Below are 19,835 nucleotides of genomic sequence, written 5' to 3'. Positions count from 1 at the left end.
CGGCCGGGACTCTTTGGAGAAAGAAGGGAGATGTACAGTGGCGGGATGCGGTGAGAATCGGTGCGATGCGAAACGATGTGGCTTGATATCGGAAGCTCCGGCAAAACGGCAGGAGACTCCTGCTGCTTCAGGTGCTTGGATGGTGTCTTTTGCGTTGTCTCCAGTGCGAGACGATGGACCGACCTCGGGCGGTGGGGACGGGCCAGGTCCGGGACGTGCGCTCCGGCGAAGAGGACGCAGAGGGCGACCAGGAAAGTTACCAGGAGCTGCGGTCGGCTATTTTTTTGAGCGGAAATGGTCATAGGTTCTGTGGAGGGCTTTGCCGCTTCCTTAGTAGCACGTTTGTTCGCAAAAGGAAATGAAGCAGTCAGTGCACAGAAAGAAAAGGCGGCCGGCTAATGCCGACCGCCTTCTGTCATAACGGTGAAGCCAGTCGATCAGAAGGATTGGTGCTGAGGATCGAGCAGCGCCTTTATCAGGTTCAGGTAAATCTCCGTATGAGTATCGGAGGGGCAGGGGGGGGTGCAGCGGAGCTTGTCGCGGATCCCCAGCAGGTCCGCAGCGACGTAGAAAGAGCGGCGATACTCCGAAAGGGGGAGCACATGGCGAAATCCTCCGGCGATAGTCGAGTCGGAGCTCGATTCGGAGAGGGTACTGAAGAAGGGGAAGCAGGTAAAAACCTTCAGCATGCCGTTCTTCGCGAGGGTTCTGAGCCTTATGTCATACGGAGTATGGTCGCTGAATCCGTGCTCCATCATGCGCAGGAACTTCTCCTTGCTGTCTTTGTTCACAAAGTATGAGGTCGCCCCTGCGAACTCCCAGCTTTGAATGTCGATGAAGGTAACGGTGCCTGACTTCATCGACTCCACGTATTTCTCATGCAGGTATTTGAAGAGATACAGGTCGGGGGGGAGAAAGAGGTCTGTCATGAGGACATCCCATTCCGGCGCCTGCTCATGCGTGGCGAAGTGTTCGAGGACCCTTCCGATATCCCGGTGCAGGATGGCGTCATCTTCAATGATGTGCAGGTGTTTTCCGGAGTCGAGCTGATCCTTCACTATGCTCAAGTGACTCAACGTGCATCCGAGCACGGGAGAGCCGGCTACGGCATCTGGTCCATAGGTAATGGCCGTCCCATCTATGGCAGGGAATCTCGCATACCTTTGCGACAGGCCGGCATCCTGGAGGTGCTGTTCCAGCAGCTTTCTTCTCTCTACCGCTCTGTCCATGTTGATGTAAAAGCCTTGATACATGGTGATTCCTTTATCGATGACCGGGCGGGGTGACCCGGAGTCGTGGATGATGTGGCATCCGGAGGCAAAGGCCGGGGCACTAGGAAGCCGGGTGCCGTTAGCATATCGGCAGCCGCCGCCAAAACATTAGGCTGGAGGGGAAAGGAAAAGGCAGCCGGCGGGTGCCCGGCCGCGGCGATGATTTGGCAAGGATCGCGACTGCGGCAAAGGTGATCTACTTCGTGGCTGCCCCTACGGTGCGGGGAGGCTCGGGGGTCATCGGAGCCCTTCTGGCTGGTTCGCTGCCGCACCGTCGGAGGAGGGCGCTTCGACCTGTGGCGGGACTGTTGCTGTGAGGTACCTGAGATAGCTGCTACGGGCTGGGGTGCGGAGATAGAAGAAGATGGTGCAAAACTCCATGCCCCCCCTAATGTAATCCTTAACCCCGACCTTGGACCCCTTCACGTCCACCCATTCGCGGAGCGGGTGCTCGACCCAGCGCGAGGGCACCTCCTCCGGGGTAAGGTCCTGCAGCAGGAGAAAACGACCGATCATCTCCAGGTCGAAGGTCCAGTTGACCTTGAACGGGGTGCCAAAGACCTGCCGCAGGAGGGGGGAAGCTTTGAACAGCTTCGCGCCGCACTGGGTGTCGTAGACTTTGAGCTGAAGTAAAAGGGAGGCGCAGGTGGCGAAGACCCTTCCTATGTAGTGTTTCCAGGCTCTGCGCTGAATGTTACGTCCGAGCAGGCAGACCCTCGAGCCGAGGACCACGTCTATCCCGCCGCGGTCCAGAAGGGAAGAAAAGTCTGCAATCTCGTCAAGCGGCGTGGCGAGGTCCGCATCCCAGTAGCCCACGTAGTCGCACGGGGTTTCCAGCGCCTTGAGGATCCCGCGGCGGACAGCCTCAGCCTTCCCGGAGTTTCGCTCCATGTCCAGCACCCCGATCCGCGTCGGCTCCTTATCTCTCAGGGCATGCAGGCTCTGCAGTGTCTCGTCGCGGCTGCCGTCGTCGACAAAAAGAAATGACAACTCCGGGTCTTTCCCGAGGGTCTCGAGAAAAACGGAGGGCTTGAGACGCTCCGCCTCATTGTAACAGGGGACGACGATCGTGGTGGTGCTCACAGTAGGTCCGATCTTGGGTTTGTTAGGAACTGGTGTTGGCATCTTATAGCACAAGCTGAAAGCAGACGTAGCCTTTTTAGCACCAAGGTGTCACTCACAGAGTTTGATTGCCCCCCCTCAATCCACCAACCCAGCCGCCTTTGCAAACGGATCCCACGACGGGTCCCTGTGTGGTTCGTATTCGGTGGCGCGCGCCAGCCACTCTGCCACGTCCTTCCCGTACAGACGCGCTATAACGGCAAGCGACATGTCGATTCCTGCGGAGATGCCTGAAGAGGTCACGATGGTGCCGTCGTCGACCCAGCGGGCGTTCTTGACCCACTTTACCTTCGGCCCCGGGCCGGTCGAACTCTTCCAGAACATTTTGTTGGTAGTTGCAGGCCTGCCGTCGAGGATTCCTGCTGCTGCCAGGAGTGACGCCCCGTTGCAGACGGACATGACGATCTCTGCCTTTTTCGCCCGCGTTCGCAGCCATTCGAGGGTCTTCTGGTCATTCACCAGGTCGAAGGCGCCCATTCCTCCCGGAATGAGGAGGAGGTCTATTTGTGGCGCGTCGTCGAAACCGTAGTCGGCTACCGTCCTCGGACCCTGGTTCGAAGCAACTGCCCCCGCTTGGGTGGCAACGGTTATCACCTGTACTTTCTCTTTGAGGTTTCCCCAGAGTTCCATCGGTCCGTAGGCGTCGAGCATCTCGAACCGGGGGAAGAGAAGGACCCCGAGGGTTTTTTTCCTGACGGGAAGCGCCGCCGGCGAATCCTTCGTGGGAATGGCCTGGACGGTCTGCCCCTTTGCTACTATGGTACGTATCGCCCGTTCCGGATCTTTTGCCACGGCGTCGCGGCACATTTCCGAGCAGAGGTAGATGCGTTTTCCGTTGTAGTCCACATACAGCTCGGGATTAATCGGGGCTCCCATTTCCGGACAGGTGGCCTGGGGGTGGAGAGGGGAGCTTTCCGCCGATTGCACCTGCCTGGCGCCACTCAGCAACAGGGCACACACGATAGCGGTACTTGTCGTAATGAGGGATCGAAGCATTCTTCGTCTACTCCTTTCTAGGTGAGGGAGTCACCGGCGCTCACGGTACTCCCCAAGGTTACGCCGAAGCGTCGTCGGAACGACCGTCCGAGATTGCCCGCGCTGTCGAGGCCGCGCTCCCGGGGAAGGGTCTCGAGCGGGAGTGCAGAGTTCTGCAAAAACTTTACTGCCGTTTCCAGCCTTCCCTATGCCCCGTAAGGCGAGGTCCCGGGCTTCACTGATTCTCCTGCGCCCGTTCGACAGGGTACTTCCTGTCTTGCACCAGGCTGAGCAAATAGCCCTTCATTTTTCCCAAGCCTTCTGTCGTATCGTTCCAGCCGAGGGTGCCGAAGCGCAAATCGTAGGCCTCGTATCCCAGTTGGTTCAGGAAAAGGGTAGCCGCCGCTGCGATGTGCCCGATGTAGCAGACAACCACGATCTTGCGGTCGGTCGGAAGCTTGCTGAGGCTTTTCTTGCTTGCCAGCTCGGTGAAGGGAACGTTGATCGCCCCGGGGACGTGCCCTTTTGCGTAATCCTCCGGGCGTTGAATGCTGACTAGGAAAATTCCCTTGCCCCCGTCTTTGGCCGCCTCTTCGTACACCTCGTTCTGGTTCATGAACAATTTCCTGCGTGAGGTCAGCACGCCCCTCGTCCGCTCGGCGATCAGCTCATTTCCTTTTCCGGCGTTGCTTGAAACGGCCGGAACCGCCTTCCCGACCGCAACGTCCGCCTTCTCCGTGCTCACCGGGTACCGTGCGGAACCTGTTAAGGGCGCAGCAGATTCGGTCCGGTTCCAGTGGCTGAGACCCATCGGCATGGCTGTGGCGCTGTAGCCGAGTTGGTTGAAGTACAGCGATGCCATCATGGAACGATGTCCGTCATCACAGGTGAAGACGATCTTTCTGTCACGCGGGAGGAGTTTGAGGACACTGCGCTCCGTGATCTCCTCGAAGGGGAGGTTGACCGCGCCCGGCACGTGTCCCTTGGCGAACTCGGTGCGGGGCTGAAGGCTCACCAGGAAATAAGTGCTGTCACCCTCTTTAACCACTTTGGCGTAGACATCCTCAGCCGCCATGAAGGGGGGAGCCGCAAAGAAGGCGGAACTTTTTTGCACGATTTCTTCCGACCCCTGCACCGCCGTCGCCTGCGCCGGTTTGCTGTGTGCTTTTGCTTTCCTGGCGCTCGTCCCAGTGGCGCTGGCCCATCCCGGGACGGCGAGGCAGACCATCAAAAGCGCCGCACCGGTAACGAAACTGCAATTGCATCTGACGTTCATTGACCGTTCTCCTTGGAAGTAATCCCCCTCCACGAGGGGGTAGCCTCTTTCGCGGCACTATCCCACTCTGCGGGTGGAGGCTCAAGAAGTACTTGACGAACGGGTTAATCTGCGGGATGAACGGTTCTTCCGGAGGAAACGGCCTTCTTGACTGCGGACACGAGGCGGCGGGAAACCGGAACGGCGGGAATAGCAGGCTCGTAAAAGGAGAGAACGGTGCGGCTGTCGCCCCCGGGCCCCAGCGCCTTCACGTGCCTGAGGTTGACTATGAAACTCTTGTGCACCCGGAAAAAGTCGGAGGAGGGGAAACGTTGCAGAACCGCCTTCAAGCTCATCAGCAGGTGGAATTTTTTGAGTGGGGTGTGGATCCGGCAGTAATTGCCGTCGGCCTCTATCAGGTACACCTGGTCTGCGGAAAGGAAATGGAACTGGCCTTTCTCGTAGATCGGCATTTTCTTCAATTCCAGGTGCCCGCTCTGGGGGTTGGTGCAGGCTCCTGTCTGCTCGGACAGATCCATGAACGACACCGCCCAGGCCATCGCGCTATCCGGGACCGTGAGACGAGACAAGCTGATCATGAGTACCCTGCCGAGAAAGTCGATCACCATGGACCTGGGGTGCGATTCCGGCGGAGTAGACAGTTCGTCCAGAATGCCGCGCACCTTCTCGCGGGTCTTCACGGGGTGCATCCGGAAAAGGTTTTGGCCAAGAGGCTCCATATTGGGACCGGCAATGCATAGAGCATGCTCATTCATCCCGAGCACGCGCCAATCCCTCGAAAGAAGAACCAGTCCGATATTCATGCTGCCTTGGTCGCTCAAGTACTGTTCCAGTGCCATGGAGCCGACTCTAGCTAATCTTGTCTCTTACTGCAATATGCAAAGTAAGGTCACCCGCCGACACGCCACACACCTCTCTCGGGGGACAGAGGGGGGAGGCGAGTTCTCGTGCAGCCCCTTCGGGGATGGATACCCCAGGTTCCCATTTCGAAACGAAAAGGGCTCCCGGTCTGGCCGAGAGCCCCTTCTCGATATGGTCGGAATCGGAGAGTTCCGGCCGCCTGCTCCCGAAGGGAGCGCTGGGAGCGGGTGCAGTCACCCGGAACGTGGATCTCCTCGCCGAACCAAGCCCGACTCTGCGGCGGACTTACCACATCAGCAGCCAGACGTTAGCACTTTCGTCACTGCCGCATCAGCATGTACACAATGAAGAGAATGATGATGGCCGCAATGACGACCATCGCAATCATCGCCGGTGAACGGGTGCGGGCCGGCTTGTCGTAGACCCCGAAGGTCTTCTTTACCCCGCTGTCCCTCTCGCTGCTGCCACCCTTCTCCGCCTCCTTTGGAGCTGGATACACCTTTGGCATTTGGTCCTCCTTCCCATAACCCTAAGTACGGCGCTTTTTATCCCATCCGTACCGGATCGCGTCCTTGAACTGACTCCACGTTCCGCCGGGGTGCTTTTTGTCCCACGAGCGGTGCACGTCCTCTTCCACTTCCGACCACTCCCTGCCGCGCAGCTGCATCATCTCGGGGTCTTCGCCATAGTGATAGGCGGAGCGATACGTGTCGTAGTCCCCCTTGCTGCTGTACAAGCTCTGGTAGTGCCTGCGGAAGTCTTCATCCTCGTCATGCGGCGCGGTCCCGCTGCCGCGCCCTGTTTGCTGTCCTCTCTCCACCTCGACCTTCGTCTGGCGTGCAGTCTCGTGTACGGTCTCCATGCGCTGGGTCGAGTCCTTGCCCACCAGCACCTCCTCCTTGACCCGGGCTTCTTTCGATACCACCGGCTCTTCTCTCATCTCGCGGACCTCGACGGAGGATTCCCTGAAAGCCTCGCGGTCGGCCCCGCTGATCGGGCGATCCACAGGACGCCGCTCTATGGTGGCGTGCTCCTCGCGTAGCGAGACATTCTCCTGGATCGGAACTGATTCGACGTGGGTGTAGACCCGAACAAACCCTTCCGATACCTCGCGCTTACCTACCTTTACCGTCTCCTCGGCAACCGGCAGGACCCGTGCCTCCTGGTGGCCACTCCGCGCCTGGGCAGTATGTTCATACCCCTCCGCATGGAAGCCGGTCCACCCCTCCCGTTTCCAGTGCTCCGCGGTCCTGTCTATGTCGATTGCGCCGTGGTTCTGCATGATACTCGATGCCTGGGGGACTCTGTCATCCGGGCAGGTGACAGCGACCATGACGCCACCACGCTTCACACCTTCCATATAATAATGGGCATCCTGTTCGGGCACCCCCATCTTCACCAGGGGACCTAATCCCCCGCCCGAGAGATCGGAGCCGAGCGATCCCCGGTGGAGTGCTGGGCCTATCCCGGGAATGGTAGTGGGGGTGAGTCCACTCTCATAGGCGCCGCTTGGGGCGCCAGTTGTGCCACGCTCCGCTGCCGTGGTGCGTGTTTCATCCAGCCCCTGCCCGGTCCTGGTTGTCCCCGTAAGTGTGCCGCTCTCTGTACCCGTACCCCTGTGACTACCGATCAGGTTAATTGAGCCTTTCTCGAAGCCGGTGCTCTCAAGTTCACGCACCACCTCATGCGCCTGTCTCATGCTATCCATCAGTCCTACAACTGTCTTTGCCATAAGTTGTAACCTCCGTTGCCTGCCAAAAGTCTGAATATCGATAAAGCTCTAATAGACCTGCTTTTCCGGAACCAGCTTGCTTCTTTAAGTCCACCGATATCTTCTCGCTGGTGCATCGGATTAAAAAAGAGTGGGTTTGTTGGAAAAAAACAATAAAACCATCCTTCTTGCTGATTCTCCAAAGAAGATGCACCGCCCTCTAAAAAGTGTAATGCACACAAAGAATCCTTCAAATACTTTGAAGTGTTACTTTGGAGGTGGGAATAATCTGTCTTCATGAAGTAATTGGGGGAGCCGAGGTAATCTACAGACTCTGAACTGCGTGGACAGCCAAGGGCGCTGGCGGAGTCTTGGGAACGGCAGAGAGGCCAGTAAAGGAAAGCCGGAGAGAGAAATATTTAGCCTTGTTCTTGAGTTCCTTCCCCTTTTCGCTCTGGTTGATGGAATCCCCCTGAACTGTCCGCAAGGGGGGCGATGACGGTGGCCCTGGCCCCCTCGCCGACAACGGAGCGAATCTCGAAGGAGCCCCCGATGAACACGAGACGTTCCCGCAGATTGAAGAGCCCGAACCCGCCTGGCGGCGGAACTGTCGGAGACTGAGGACCGGGAGCGTATGCAGCTCGCTACTGTGCTGCATGAAGGTGCGGCTCAGTCACTCGCCGTCGCCAAGATGGCAGCGGACTCCCTCTCCCGGCAGCAGCTTCCGCCAGAAGCGGCATCGGCCCCGACAGACCTCCTCGAAGGAATTGATGTGACGATCGCCCAACTTCGGGAGTTGATGTCCGAGCTGTCCCCCCCGGACGCGCCGGGGACTGCTCGTCGCGAGGCGCCTATCTTTCAGAATCGCCCATATGCTAAGATTTTACAAACGATCTTCGGGATGTATTTATTGGAGGCTCGTCCGAGACTTCCGGGGAAGTCGTAGTATGTTCCAATGAAGGGCCGCACGAGGCCTCGCGTCCCCCCCTTTGCGAAGGTTCTTCTGGGAATTCTGGGGAAAGTTAAAAAAAATAAAGCGACAACGACAGCACTGGGTTATTTTGAGGTTCCCCAACATCAAATACTCAGGAGGCTGCCGTTGTCGCAAACCGATCTTATATCATATCTCGGAGGGTGGGAAGGATATCGTATTGCCAAGGTCACCACTTCAGGCACAGACAAGCAGAAACGGTTCGAGATAGTGCTGGTTCCAAGGTTTCAGGAGAAGTTGCTGTGCCCCAGTTGTGGTAAGCGCTGCACAGGGGTTCACGACACCAGTGTCCGACTCATACGCGACCTGCCGATACTGGATGCCCAAACGTATCTGAGGGTTCGGCGTCGCAGACTCTGGTGTCCCCGATGCGGACCTGTCCTTGAGGCGTTGCCATGGTTGGAGAAGTACGCTCGCGTCACAGCCAGACTTGCTGAGAGCGTAGCGAAGTTGTGCTGCGTTCTCCCAATAAAGCAGGTGGCAGAGTTCTACGGGCTATCCTGGGATCAGGTTAAGGAGATCGACAAACGGTCTCTGCAAAACGGATTCGGCAGCGTTGATCTCTCGGACGTCGAGGTAATCGGCATGGACGAATTTGCCCTTCGAAAGGGGCACGATTATGCAACTGTCATCGTGGAGCCGCACCGCAGGAAAGTGCTGTTCGTGGCAACGGGGAGGGGCCGCGAGAGCATTCGTCCGTTCTTTCAGCAACTTGGGGAAGAGGGGTGCAAACGACTCAAAGCCGTTGCTATGGATATGAATGGTGCCTTTGAGACGGAGGTGAAAGCTAACTGCCCTCAGGCCGCAATCGTCTATGACCTTTTCCATGTCGTAGCAAAGTACAGCAGAGAGGTCCTGGACAAGGTCCGCAACGCTGAAGCGGACCGCCTCAAAGATGACAAGAAAGCCCGCAAGGTAATCAGAACCTCGCGGTGGTTGTTGCTGCGGAATAGCCGGAATGTCAAAGGTGACGACATGCTTCGTTTGCAGGAACTATTGGAAGCAAACCAGAACCTCCTGACGGTTTATCTGCTGAAAGAGGACCTCAAACAGTTATGGCGTTTCAGGTGTACCGAGGAAGCGAAGCTGTTCTGGGAGCAGTGGCACCGACGAGCGATGGAAAGCAATATTGAACAGCTCACGACGTTTGCAAAGCGGTTGCAGCCCTACCTCCAGGGCATCCTGAATCACTGCCTTTATCAACTGCACACCGGCATCCTCGAAGGCATCAACAACAAGATCAAAGTGATCAAGAGAATGGCCTATGGCTTCCGGGACCATGACTACTTCTTTCTAAAGATTAGAGCGGCCTTCCCCGGAATTCCCGGATGAACCTTTGCGAAGGGGGGAACAGGAGGGGGGATTTGACGTGGCGAGGACCGTCCTGAAACCGCGCAACTACTGTGGTCAGGGCAATTTGCAAAAGAGTGGGGCCTATGTTGTGGATCTTTAGACTGCCGCAGCACTGCGGTTCGACGACCGAGATGTACTGTTAAACGGGCTGAGGAGACTTGAAGATCAAATCCCCCCTGCCCCCCCTTCGCAAAGGGGGGAACGTTAGGCCTTCTGCAGTGCTTCGTGGCAATGTACCGACGCTCCCCCGGAATTCCCTGATGAACCTTATTGGAGCAGGGGGGGGCGCAAAGCAGGTGCCGGAGGACACAGGGAAATGTTCGCTGGGATCGGAGTCGCAGACGCATACTTGAATTGGGGGCTCGGCTATGGGTGGTTTGGGTGCCATCATATCGATATCGCCGCTTGACTACGACGCCGTTCTGTTCGACCTCGACGGGGTTCTGACGCAGACCGCAAGTGTTCACGCAGCTGCATGGAAAAGGTTGTTCGACGACTTTCTCCGGAAGCGCGCGGACGAGACCGGGGAAGCTTTCCTCCCCTTCGATATTCAAGAAGACTACCGGCGCTACGTCGACGGAAAGCCTCGCAACGACGGGGTGAGGGACTTTCTTAGATCCCGCCGCATCGAATTGCCTCCCCGCGTACCGGAAGGGAATCCCCAAACGGTCAGTGTTGAGGCGCTGGGCAAACTGAAGGACAAGTATTTTGCGGAGCACTTGGCGGCGCACGGCGTCGAGGTGTACGAACCCTCTGTCGCCCTGGTGCGCACGCTGCGGGCGTTGGAAGTAAGGACCGGCGTCGTTTCCTCCAGCAAGAACTGCGCTGCTGTCCTGGAGTCGGCAGGGATCGCGCAACTCTTCGACGTGCGGGTCGATGGACACGACATTGACTCTCTTCCCCTGAAGGGCAAACCGGCGCCGGACTCGTTTCTTGAGGGAGCGCGCCGCCTCAAAGCCGAGCCGTCGCGCACAATCGTCGTGGAGGATGCCATCGCCGGGGTCGAGGCGGGGCGCGCCGGAAAGTTCGGCATGGTGATCGGGGTCGACCGTCTGGGGCAGTCGCAGGCTCTGCGGGAAGCAGGGGCTGATGCGGTGGTGACCTCCTTGGCGCAGGTCCGGGTTGCCGAGGAGCCCCCTTCGGCCTGGTCCCTCGTGTACGAAAGCTTCAACCCTGCGCAGGAGGGGATGCGCGAAGCTCTCTGCGCCCTCGGCAACGGCTACTTCACGACGCGCGGCGCCGTGCCCTGGGGGAGGTCAGACGCAGTCCACTACCCCGGCACCTACTTCGCGGGGGGGTATAACCGGCTGACCACGGACATTGCCGGCCGCAGCATCGAGAACGAATCGCTCGTCAACTTCCCCAACTGGCTCGACCTACGTTTCCGCATCGGCGACGGCGAGTGGTTCGATCTAAAAACGGTTTCCATCCTCTCCTACCGTCAGGAACTCGACCTGAGGCGCGCCATGCTGCTGAGGACGGTCCGCTTCGAGGACGACCGGGGGCGGCGCAGCACCCTTGCGGAGCGGCGCCTCGTATCGATGGCCGATATGCACCTCGGCGCCCTTGATCTGGCGCTGACCGCGGAGAACTGGAGCGGGACCGTCACTGTGCGCTCTGGGATTGACGGGTGTGTCGTCAACGCCGGGGCGAAGCTCTACGCACGCTTCAACAACAGGCACCTGGAGCCGATATCAGGGGAAGCCGCCGGCGAAGACGGCGTCTGCCTGCTGGTGCGCACTTCCCAGTCGAAGCTCAATGTGGCGCAGGCGGCGCGGACGCGGGTTTTGGTGGGGGGGAAGCGGCGCGATGTCCCCCGGCGTCTGGTCGAGGAACCAGGTTGCATCGGGCAGGAGTTCCTGGTCGAACTGGGAGAAGGGCAAACGCTGACGCTGGAAAAGCTCACCTTTCTTTACACCTCACGCGATCAGGCCATATCGGAGCCCGCTGTCGCTGCGCGCAAGGCGCTGTCGCGAGCCAGCACTTTCGATGACGTCAAAGTGGCGCACGAGCTTGTCTGGAAAAACCTCTGGCGCCGCTTCGACGTGCACATCATCCCTGGAGAAGGGCTGCATCTGAACGCCGCGATGCTGTTGCGGCTCAACATGCTGCATCTGCTGCAAGCTGTGTCGCTTCATTCGATCGGGCTGGACATCGGCGTGCCGGCGCGGGGATGGACAGGTGAGGCATACGAGGGACATATCTTCTGGGATGAGCTCTTCATCTTCCCATTCCTCAATTTCCGGATGCCGGAGATTACCCGCTCGCTTCTGATGTACCGATACCGGCGCCTTGGTGAGGCCCGCGTAGCGGCCAAAGAGGCGGGTTTCAAAGGGGCGATGTTCCCGTGGCAGAGTGGAAGCGACGGTCAGGAGGAGACGCAGGAGATGAACCTGAATCCACGCTCCCTGCGGTGGGTAAAGGACAATTCCTACCTGCAGCGCCACGTCGGGAGCGCCGTCGCCTGGAACGTCTGGCAGTACTTCCAGGTGACCCGCGATATGGAGTTCCTGCAGTTCCACGGTGCCGAGCTGATACTGGAGATTGCCCGCTTCTGGTCGAGCGTCGCCGAATTCAACGGGGAGCGGGAGCGCTACGAGATCCGGGGGGTGATGGGGCCCGACGAGTTCCACGAGGGGTATCCGGGTGCCCCGAAAGCGGGGCTTGCCAACAACGCCTATACGAACCTGATGGCGGTGTGGGTCCTCTGGCGAGCATTGGACGTCCTTGAGATCCTGCCCGACATTCGCCGTGCGGAGCTGACGGCGCGACTAGCGCTATCGGCGGAGGAAACGGTACGCTGGGAGGAGATCAGCCGCCACATGTTCATTCCCTTTCACGGCGACGGGATCATCAGCCAGTTCGAAGGTTACGACAGCCTGGCGGATTTCGATTGGGCGGGATACCGCAGACGCTACGGCAACATCCAGCGTCTCGATCTCATCCTGGAGGGGGAGGGGGACACCCCGAACCGATACAAGCTCTCCAAGCAGGCCGACGTGCTGATGCTCTTCTACCTTTTTTCCGCCGAAGAACTGGCGGTGCTCTTTGCGCGCCTTAACTACCCGTTCGACCCGGCCAGCATCAGGAGAAACGTAGAGTACTACAACGACCGCTCCTCCCACGGCTCCACCCTCTCCCGCGTTGTGCACGCCTGGGTGCTCGCGCGCTCGAACCGGCAGCGGGCGCTGCAATTTTACGAGGAAGCGCTGCAAAGCGACGTGAGCGACATCCAGCAGGGAACAACCGCTGAGGGAGTGCACTTGGGAGCCATGGCGAGCACTGTCGACCTGGCGCAGCGGACCCTGACCGGGATCGAGGTGACGGGAGAAGTCCTGAGGCTCAACCCGCAGTTACCGAGGGAGGTGGAGCGCCTTGACATGCGCATCCGCTACCGTGGACACTCCCTCGACCTGCGTCTGACGCGCGATACCCTCACCGTGCGCGGACGCGAGACCGGTGTGGCGCCTATCCGCATCGATGTAAAGGGTGAGATTGTCGAGTTCCCAGGGGGGAGCACGAGGATCTTCCCGGTTGAGGGACGCCGCGACCCCGGTTCACCTTAGGGTAAATGGACTCGGCCGAGCCTGAACGGTCGAGTCACATAGCGCAAGTAGCGCAAAGGGGACGCCCATAAGATAGGGGGACGCCCAAAGATAGGGGGACGCCCAAAGATAGGGGGACGCCCAAAGATAGGGGGACGCCCAAGATAGGGGGTGGATTCTATTCTTAATTGCACCAGTTGATGTAAAAGCAGGACATGACAGGCAAATCTGGTAGTGTGTGAAGCGCGACCAACACATACCCCAGGAGGAGCCCGCCATGTCCCACACGCATCTTACAGAAAATGAGCGATATGTCATCAGCCATTTGAAGGTGGCGAAATTTAGCCTTCGCGAAATCGGCCGTAGGCTTGGACGCCATCACACAAGCATCATGCGCGAGATTGCGCGCAACGGCCCGACATACCCCGATGGAGTTTACTGGTACACCTTCACGCATGGCACTGCGCTTAAACGTCGTCACCAGCCCAGGTCTTTCCGGCGGCAGGACAACGCCGATCTGGTCGCTTACGTTGAAGAGAAATTGATGCTGGATTGGCCACCTGAAGCCATTGCCGCCAGGCTCAAAATGGATTTCCCAATGGACCGGGCGATGCGCATCAGTCATGAAACCATCTACCGCTGGATTTACCTAGACGCCAGAGAAGGTGGCGAGCTTCACAAGCATCTTCGCCGTCGGAGGCGGAATCGCCGTAGGCAAACGCGCTACTGCGCAGGACGGCGGTTCATTCCGGGTCGAGTCTCAATTAAGGAGAGGCCGGCAGTAGTTGGTACCAGAGAACGATTTGGGGACTGGGAAGGCGACACGCTGCACGGTGCGAAAGGCGCAGGAAACCTTGCCACGTACGTTGAGCGCAAGAGCCGCTTTTTACTTGCCGCAAGACTCGCAGACAGAAGGGCCGCAACCATGACGGATCATAGCGCGAGGTGCTTCAGCCCTCTGCCCGAGATCCTCTGCCAGACAGTAACCGTTGATAACGGTAGTGAGTTTGCGGAATTCAAAGATCTGGAAACTAAGACAGGGCTTACCGTGTATTTCGCGGATCCTTATGCGTCTTGGCAGCGTGGCACCAATGAGAACACAAACGGCATCTTGCGGCACTACTTTCCGAAGGGGTTCGACTTCAGGACCCTATCAGAGGAAGAAATTCAGCAGGTCGTGAAACAGGTCAACGATCGACCACGAAAGTGCCTCGGCTACCGGACTCCTGCGGAAGTTCTGCGTGCATCATTCGGTGGTGCATTTACAACTTGAATTCACCGGGGGACGCCCAAGATAGGGGGACGCCCATAAGTTAATAACTTTCGACTATCCCTGCTCGTCGATCAACTTTTCCAACTCCCAACCTTTTTCTGCAGCGAGTTGCTCTCCTCGGGAGACGGAAAGGGAGACGGCTGGTTGGCTGATTCCGAGACGTCTCGACAGGCTTGTAGCACTCTCACCCAGCTCTCGCACTGCCCAATAGCAGAATAGACTCCGTGCCTCCACCCGCTTTCGTTGTCTCCCTTCCGCCCATAGGTCTTTCACTGCAATGCCGAATTTAGCCGCTATTACTTCAGCTAATGCGTCGACATCAATTGCTTTCTGACAGTAGACACTTTTTCTGTCGAAGGTTTCGCCTGCCGTGTTGAGTACCAAATCGACGAAGTCGCTGTCGCCGAGAATCCGCTCATCACTTTTCAGGAAAATCCCGTATTCCCTGGCAGCAATCACCTCTCGCCACCCCCCAGCGCTTCTCAGCAACCCACCGCCGGTCAACTCGGACCGCCGTCCTTGCTGGACGCCCTCTGCAACAAACGACTCGTAGGCGGTTCGGGATTTCGCCTCCGTTCCCCCGAAGTGCTGCAGTATTTCCTGAACGTCCATCCACATCGAAAAGTTGGAATTAAGCCCCATAATGCAACTGTGACCACAATATGGGTAACTCCTTAGTTGGCCGAGGGAAGAAACAATCCCGGCACGAAGGGGATTCAAGTGGATGTACCGGACCAGTTCTAACAGGTATGTATCTGCATGGCAAAGGATCGATTTATAGCGGTTTTGAAACAGGTGCCCGTGACGGTTGTGGCGGTGGTTAAAAGTGGCTGCATATCCCGTCAGCAACCGCTGCATACTTGCTGTTATGGGGATGGCGCCGGTCCGTAACAGAAGGTGGAAATGGTTCGGAAGCAGGGCCCATGCGTAACAGCGGGTTTGGGACTTGGAGGTAATCTCGACGAGTCGCGTAAGAAAATCATTCCTGTCGGCATTGTCGCGGAAGATTCTCCTGCGCTCAATGCCGCGGCAGATAATGTGGTGCAGAGCACCTGGAAAATCGACCCGAGCTTGGCGTGGCATAATGTCATCAAGTTTAACAAAACTTATAAAGTTATGGGCGTCCCCCTATACCTAAAAACTTATAAAGTTATGGGCGTCCCCCTATACCTATACATGGGCGTCCCCGTATATAGGGCCTACACAGGACCCAGGACCTAAACGTAAATAGGAAAGCAGTTTGGAATAGGCGATTCAGCGGTTTCCTAGGTCTGCACGAGGGCTGTTCCAGCAGATAGAAACGGATGAAGAGGTTAAGGCGCTACTCGAGAAGATACGGCTGTAGTTGAAGCTGTGAATTGTGGAGCTTTGACCCCTCCGCCTCTCTTGCATGGGGAGGCGTGCCCGGAGGCTTGATGTAGGTGTCGTCCGGAGGCGAAGGGGGCTTCGCGAATGTCCGGTGCCGTTACCGGCGTACGCTGCGAAAGCATTCGAGGAAGAGGGGCAGGCCGCGGAGATGAACTGAGGATGGCTGGGGAGACGGTGCAGCTGCTGGATGATGACGACGCGCACTCGGGTACAATTAGAGGGGCCTTCCACTGCCGAAACCATGTCCGCAACAGTCAGACTTGCGGTGCCGGATCGCCGGTAACACCCGTTGTCTCACCACCCAGACGAAAAGTCCGGAACAGTGACTGGAGACCGGACAGATTGCTCAACCCTTCGAGCGGGCTGTATCATCCCCCCCGGGAGTCTCGTCTTGGAAGATCTGATAGAAAAAGCAAGGCAGTACGCTACGTCTGCCTACGCCAGGATCGGTCAGCTCCGCAAATACACCCTGCAGCCGTACGATGTACACCTGCGGGGAGTTGCGCAACTGGTCAGCTCGGTAACCACCGATACGGCAATGATAGCCGCCTCTTGGCTCCACGATACGGTGGAGGATACGCCGGCGACCTTCGAAGATCTGGAGCGCGAATTCGGCGCCGATGTCATGAATCTCGTGAAGGAGCTGACCGATATCAGCAGGCCCGGCGACGGTAACCGTGCTGCCCGCAAGCTTCTCGACCGTCAGCACATTGCCATGGCATCTCCCCGCGCAAAAACCATCAAGCTCGCCGATATCATGGACAACTGCGAGGACATCTGCCGTCACGATCCCAGGTTCGGCCGTGTCTATCTCGAGGAGATGCGGGCGCTCATGGAGGTTCTCCACGAGGGAGATGCGAGGTTGTACAGCAAGGCGCTGAAAAGGATGGCGGAGTCCGCCGGGAAACTAGCTCCCCTGGAGAAAGACGCCACGGCCGACGACACATTTCCCGCCGGCATGCTTTCCGGCAGGCATGGCATCCGCCTCTTCACGCAAACCTTCACAGCGCAGGATATTTTAGAACCGCTCTTCTCCTTTGATGACACATCGCTGAAGGAGCTTCAGTCAGTGCTGCAATCCGCGCCGCACCTTCAGATCGTTGGCATCCGCAGCAAGGGTGAGGTGACGGGATATCTGGAGGCAGATCCGTGCTCGGTTCCGGACGCAAAGAAGGTGCGACCCATCGATCCACGGCAGCGAGCAGGGCTGGAAACCTCCCTGGGCGACGTGATCCATATACTCACCCTCTTCACCTACTGCTTTGTCACCTTGGAGGATACGGTCATCGGCGTGATCAGCCGCCGGGACATTGAGAAACCGGTGGTGAGGATGTGGCTCTTTGGCATCATCATCCTCATCGAGATGATAGTGGTGGACGAGATCCGGTGCAGATGGGGTGACGGAAGCTGGGTCCCACTCCTCAGCGCAGCGCGACTAGACAAGGCCGAACAGCTGCAGGCGGAGCGCAGACGACGCGGCTACAGTGCAGACCTCCTTGACTGCCTGCAGTTCTCCGACAAACTGCGCGTCATCATCAACGAGCCCGGCTTTGCCGCAGCGCTCGGTTTCCCGTCCAGCAGCATGGCGAAGAGGGCGTTGAAGGAGCTGGAATCACTGCGCAACAATCTTGCCCACGGCCAGGACATAGGAAATTACGACTGGCCCCCCATTGTGAGGCTGGCACGGCGGGTTCAGCAGCTGTTTAGCAAGTGAGGTGCAAGGTCGGAGTCGAAATAGTTCCAACCGATGCGCGGGCCCTTACGGACGTTCGCTGAGAGGTGAACATGAGCTCGATCACCATTGCTGTTGTCGCGTTTGGGGCCATCTTTGCCGGCGGCCTGCTCGGAATGGGGATCCGGTGGGTGCTTCCGGCTCATCATGCCAGCGAGGAGACGAAGGAAATCCTGAGATTGGGGTCGGGGCTGGTTGGGACGCTCGCTGCCATCAGCCTCGGTCTGCTGATCAACACATCGAAGGGGACCCTCGATACCATGAACAACGGCTTTACCCAGTACGGCGCAAAGGTGATTGTGCTCGACCGCGTTCTGGACAATTACGGCCCCGAGACCGCCCCGATCCGCGGCATGCTCCGGAACGCAGTGATGCACACCCTCGACCGGGTATGGCCGGAGGACAAGAAAAGGCATGTAGACCTGAGCCCCCTCGAGGCTTCGACCACGATCGAGATGGTCCAGGTGAAGATGAACCGTCTGTCGCCGGTCAACGACAACCAGCGCCAGCTCAAGTCGCAGGCGATCCAGATCGCGGCGGATCTGGCACAGTCGCGCTGGATCATGATAGAGCAGACCCAGCAGACACTGCCGCCATTTTTCCTGACCCTTTTGCTCTTCTGGCTCACCACCCTCTTTGCAGGGTTCGGCCTCCTCTCACCCCGCAACGGGACCGCCGTTGCCGTCCTTTTTGTCGCCGCCTTGTCGCTGGCAGGTGCCATCTTTTTCATAACCGAGATGAGCACGCCGATCACCGGGATCATCAAGGTTTCCAGAGCTCCGCTCGAAAAGGCCCTGCATCACCTCGGCAGGTAGCACCCTTAAGCAGTTGCGGTGACCACACCACAGTCCGCCTGAATCCAGCCACTCCTTGTCACATAGGGGACTCCCATCACATACGGGACGCCCACTAAAACTTATATAGTTATGGGCGTCCCCCTTATACGAAAACTTATATAGTTATGGGCGTCCCCCTTATACGCGGCTCATTTGCTCGACGGTCAGCGGCTCGTCCAAGTGCCGCTCGATGTATCGCAGGACCCTGTCGAATCTTTCTGCGCTTGTCCATGTTCATCGCCCCTCTAGATTCGCTGCTCATCCTACCTGAGTATCGGGAGACATTCCTGACCGAAATTGCTCAAATTACCCCTTCCCTCCCGATCTGGATCTGACCATTGCCTGCAGGCGCACCCGGAGCGAGCAGTAGGGGTGAGCTGACTCATCAGGCTGCCTCAATCAGTGTGCGCCCGTCGCCTCGCCTCGATGCACTCAATTTACATTTAATTCGACATTATTTACACCGCTCTTATCGGTCCTTCACAACAATATCAATGAGCTGCAAGTCTCAAAGCATTTGGTACGCCGCATGCTCATTCAACCACCGGGGCAGACATACCGGGGATGACAGCAGGAACGGGTTGTAACAAAGGGTGGTATCCCGAACCCCGGTCCAGCTTCCTGGAAAGGAGGTGATGGGGCGAGTCGCACGTGGAGCAGAACGATTGGCAAACCAACGTAAAGGAGGAAGTCATGAAAAAGTATCTGAAAGCAGTACTCACTATCTCTGCAGCCCTGGTCTTCGTTACTGGAGTGGCCTTCGCGGAGCCCTCGGTCGTTCCCCCCGACAAACCGTACGCCGGCATGACTTACGGTGACTGGTCTGCAGCCTGGTGGCAATGGCACATCCAGACACCAAATGGAGGGGCGCTATATGGTGATGATGACTCCTGGAACGGGCAGTATGACTGCGTTTCGGGCCAGAAGCTGGTACCGGTCTTTTTCCTTGTCGGGGGAGGATCAAGCACCACAACTGCAATTCGCACATGCACAATCCCTCAGGGAAAAGCGATCTTCTTCCCGATCATCAATGCAGAGTGTTCCACCGTAGAAGCAGATCCTTTCTATGGAGGTACCGAGTATGATTTGCGAAGTTGCGTGTCATCATGGGGTAATGCTACGAATCTCAAGACGTTGAGGGTCACTGTAGACGGCGCACCTTTGCAGCATCTGCAGAACGCAAGGGCGCAGTCCCCGGTCTTTACCTTCCATTCAGTCGCTACAGGAATTTTGGGAGTCGATGGAACCGGCTCCTCCGCTTCCGACGGGTACTGGGTATTACTGAACCCCTTGCCTCCCGGAAAGCATACGATTCACTTCGAGGCCGCAGCCCCAGAAGTCAACAACTACCAGAGCGTAACCTACAAGCTTACGGTCGAGTGATGACCATATGACGAGTCGATCCATGGAGTACGGCAGAGGCGGGGCAGGAACACCCTGCTTATTTCGAAGGCAGGCAATGCCCGTGTTCCTTCCTCCCTCGCTTTATCCATGACTGGTACCGGGGGACACCATTAATGC

General features: G+C 58.0%; 16 protein-coding genes. 8 read left to right on the top strand and 8 right to left on the bottom strand.

Features of this window, described 5'->3' with window-relative positions; all coding sequences use genetic code 11:
• Positions 1-437 precede the first annotated feature (437 nt).
• The 7 genes from LPW11_RS06860 to LPW11_RS06830 all read right to left on the bottom strand — a co-directional run bounded on the left by LPW11_RS06860 (position 438) and on the right by LPW11_RS06830 (position 7,237).
• Positions 438-1,253 (bottom strand): glycosyltransferase family 25 protein, encoded by an 816-nt coding sequence (locus LPW11_RS06860; RefSeq protein ID WP_269145394.1) that lies wholly within the window; start codon positions 1,251-1,253, stop codon positions 438-440.
• Positions 1,254-1,508: 255 nt separating this feature from the next.
• A complete protein-coding gene (locus LPW11_RS06855) occupies positions 1,509-2,354 on the bottom strand; it encodes a glycosyltransferase (protein ID WP_230997383.1) in 846 nt (281 codons plus the stop codon).
• Between the two features lie 117 nt (positions 2,355-2,471).
• Positions 2,472-3,239, bottom strand: a complete 768-nt coding sequence (locus tag LPW11_RS06850; RefSeq protein ID WP_230997382.1) for a DJ-1/PfpI family protein — start codon at positions 3,237-3,239, stop codon at positions 2,472-2,474.
• Positions 3,240-3,603: 364 nt separating this feature from the next.
• Positions 3,604-4,677 (bottom strand): rhodanese-like domain-containing protein, encoded by a 1,074-nt coding sequence (locus LPW11_RS06845; protein WP_230997381.1) that lies wholly within the window; start codon positions 4,675-4,677, stop codon positions 3,604-3,606.
• A 71-nt stretch (positions 4,678-4,748) separates the two neighbouring features.
• Positions 4,749-5,324, bottom strand: a complete 576-nt coding sequence (locus LPW11_RS06840) for a LytR/AlgR family response regulator transcription factor (RefSeq protein WP_230997380.1) — start codon at positions 5,322-5,324, stop codon at positions 4,749-4,751.
• A gap of 500 nt (positions 5,325-5,824) precedes the next feature.
• A complete protein-coding gene (locus LPW11_RS06835) occupies positions 5,825-6,013 on the bottom strand; it encodes a hypothetical protein (protein WP_230997379.1) in 189 nt (62 codons plus the stop codon).
• A gap of 21 nt (positions 6,014-6,034) precedes the next feature.
• Positions 6,035-7,237, bottom strand: a complete 1,203-nt coding sequence (locus tag LPW11_RS06830; RefSeq protein ID WP_230997378.1) for a YsnF/AvaK domain-containing protein — start codon at positions 7,235-7,237, stop codon at positions 6,035-6,037.
• 613 nt (positions 7,238-7,850) lie between these two features.
• Between LPW11_RS06830 and LPW11_RS22495 the strand changes: the two genes are divergently transcribed.
• From LPW11_RS22495 to LPW11_RS06815, 4 genes are all read left to right on the top strand, one after another.
• Positions 7,851-8,162 carry a hypothetical protein gene (locus LPW11_RS22495; RefSeq protein WP_442899807.1) on the top strand — a complete coding sequence of 104 codons (312 nt, stop codon included), beginning with the start codon at positions 7,851-7,853 and terminating at the stop codon, positions 8,160-8,162.
• A gap of 153 nt (positions 8,163-8,315) precedes the next feature.
• The gene (locus LPW11_RS06825; RefSeq protein ID WP_230996936.1) at positions 8,316-9,539 is read left to right on the top strand and encodes an ISL3 family transposase; all 1,224 of its coding nucleotides are present in this window, start codon (positions 8,316-8,318) and stop codon (positions 9,537-9,539) included.
• A gap of 389 nt (positions 9,540-9,928) precedes the next feature.
• Positions 9,929-13,126: a beta-phosphoglucomutase family hydrolase gene (locus LPW11_RS06820; protein WP_230997377.1), complete on the top strand. Its 3,198-nt coding sequence runs from the start codon at positions 9,929-9,931 to the stop codon at positions 13,124-13,126.
• Between the two features lie 256 nt (positions 13,127-13,382).
• Positions 13,383-14,378, top strand: coding sequence for an IS30 family transposase (locus LPW11_RS06815; protein ID WP_230994357.1), 996 nt, complete (start codon positions 13,383-13,385; stop codon positions 14,376-14,378).
• Positions 14,379-14,432: 54 nt separating this feature from the next.
• Here the strand turns inward: LPW11_RS06815 and LPW11_RS06810 are convergent, their stop codons facing one another.
• Positions 14,433-15,386, bottom strand: coding sequence for a transposase (locus LPW11_RS06810; protein ID WP_230998257.1), 954 nt, complete (start codon positions 15,384-15,386; stop codon positions 14,433-14,435).
• Here LPW11_RS06810 and LPW11_RS06805 point away from each other — a divergent pair.
• The 4 genes from LPW11_RS06805 to LPW11_RS06790 all read left to right on the top strand — a co-directional run bounded on the left by LPW11_RS06805 (position 15,282) and on the right by LPW11_RS06790 (position 19,697).
• Positions 15,282-15,599 carry a hypothetical protein gene (locus LPW11_RS06805; protein ID WP_230998353.1) on the top strand — a complete coding sequence of 106 codons (318 nt, stop codon included), beginning with the start codon at positions 15,282-15,284 and terminating at the stop codon, positions 15,597-15,599. The genes LPW11_RS06810 and LPW11_RS06805 overlap by 105 nt on opposite strands.
• 538 nt (positions 15,600-16,137) lie before the next feature.
• Positions 16,138-17,460: an HD domain-containing protein gene (locus LPW11_RS06800; protein ID WP_230997376.1), complete on the top strand. Its 1,323-nt coding sequence runs from the start codon at positions 16,138-16,140 to the stop codon at positions 17,458-17,460.
• Positions 17,461-17,531: 71 nt separating this feature from the next.
• Positions 17,532-18,293 carry a bestrophin-like domain gene (locus tag LPW11_RS06795; RefSeq protein ID WP_230997375.1) on the top strand — a complete coding sequence of 254 codons (762 nt, stop codon included), beginning with the start codon at positions 17,532-17,534 and terminating at the stop codon, positions 18,291-18,293.
• Between the two features lie 714 nt (positions 18,294-19,007).
• Complete coding sequence (locus tag LPW11_RS06790; protein ID WP_230997374.1) at positions 19,008-19,697, top strand: hypothetical protein; 690 nt, start codon at positions 19,008-19,010, stop codon at positions 19,695-19,697.
• Positions 19,698-19,835: the final 138 nt, after the last annotated feature.

It is taken from the genome of Geomonas sp. RF6 (assembly GCF_021044625.1).
Lineage (GTDB): Bacteria > Desulfobacterota > Desulfuromonadia > Geobacterales > Geobacteraceae > RF6.
The sequence above is the reverse complement of the archived record's forward strand: the minus strand, read 5'-3'. Positions and strand labels throughout refer to the sequence as shown.

Excerpts from the sequence above, each read along its gene's own strand:
- LPW11_RS06860 (WP_269145394.1), bottom strand. The coding sequence starts at position 1,253 with ATGTATCAAGGCTTTTACATCAACATGGACAGAGCGGTAGAGAGAAGA.
- LPW11_RS06835 (WP_230997379.1), bottom strand. The coding sequence starts at position 6,013 with ATGCCAAAGGTGTATCCAGCTCCAAAGGAGGCGGAGAAGGGTGGCAGC.
- LPW11_RS06830 (WP_230997378.1), bottom strand. The coding sequence starts at position 7,237 with ATGGCAAAGACAGTTGTAGGACTGATGGATAGCATGAGACAGGCGCAT.
- LPW11_RS22495 (WP_442899807.1), top strand. The coding sequence starts at position 7,851 with ATGCAGCTCGCTACTGTGCTGCATGAAGGTGCGGCTCAGTCACTCGCC.
- LPW11_RS06820 (WP_230997377.1), top strand. The coding sequence starts at position 9,929 with ATGGGTGGTTTGGGTGCCATCATATCGATATCGCCGCTTGACTACGAC.
- LPW11_RS06815 (WP_230994357.1), top strand. The coding sequence starts at position 13,383 with ATGTCCCACACGCATCTTACAGAAAATGAGCGATATGTCATCAGCCAT.
- LPW11_RS06805 (WP_230998353.1), top strand. The coding sequence starts at position 15,282 with ATGGTTCGGAAGCAGGGCCCATGCGTAACAGCGGGTTTGGGACTTGGA.
- LPW11_RS06795 (WP_230997375.1), top strand. The coding sequence starts at position 17,532 with ATGAGCTCGATCACCATTGCTGTTGTCGCGTTTGGGGCCATCTTTGCC.
- LPW11_RS06790 (WP_230997374.1), top strand. The coding sequence starts at position 19,008 with ATGAAAAAGTATCTGAAAGCAGTACTCACTATCTCTGCAGCCCTGGTC.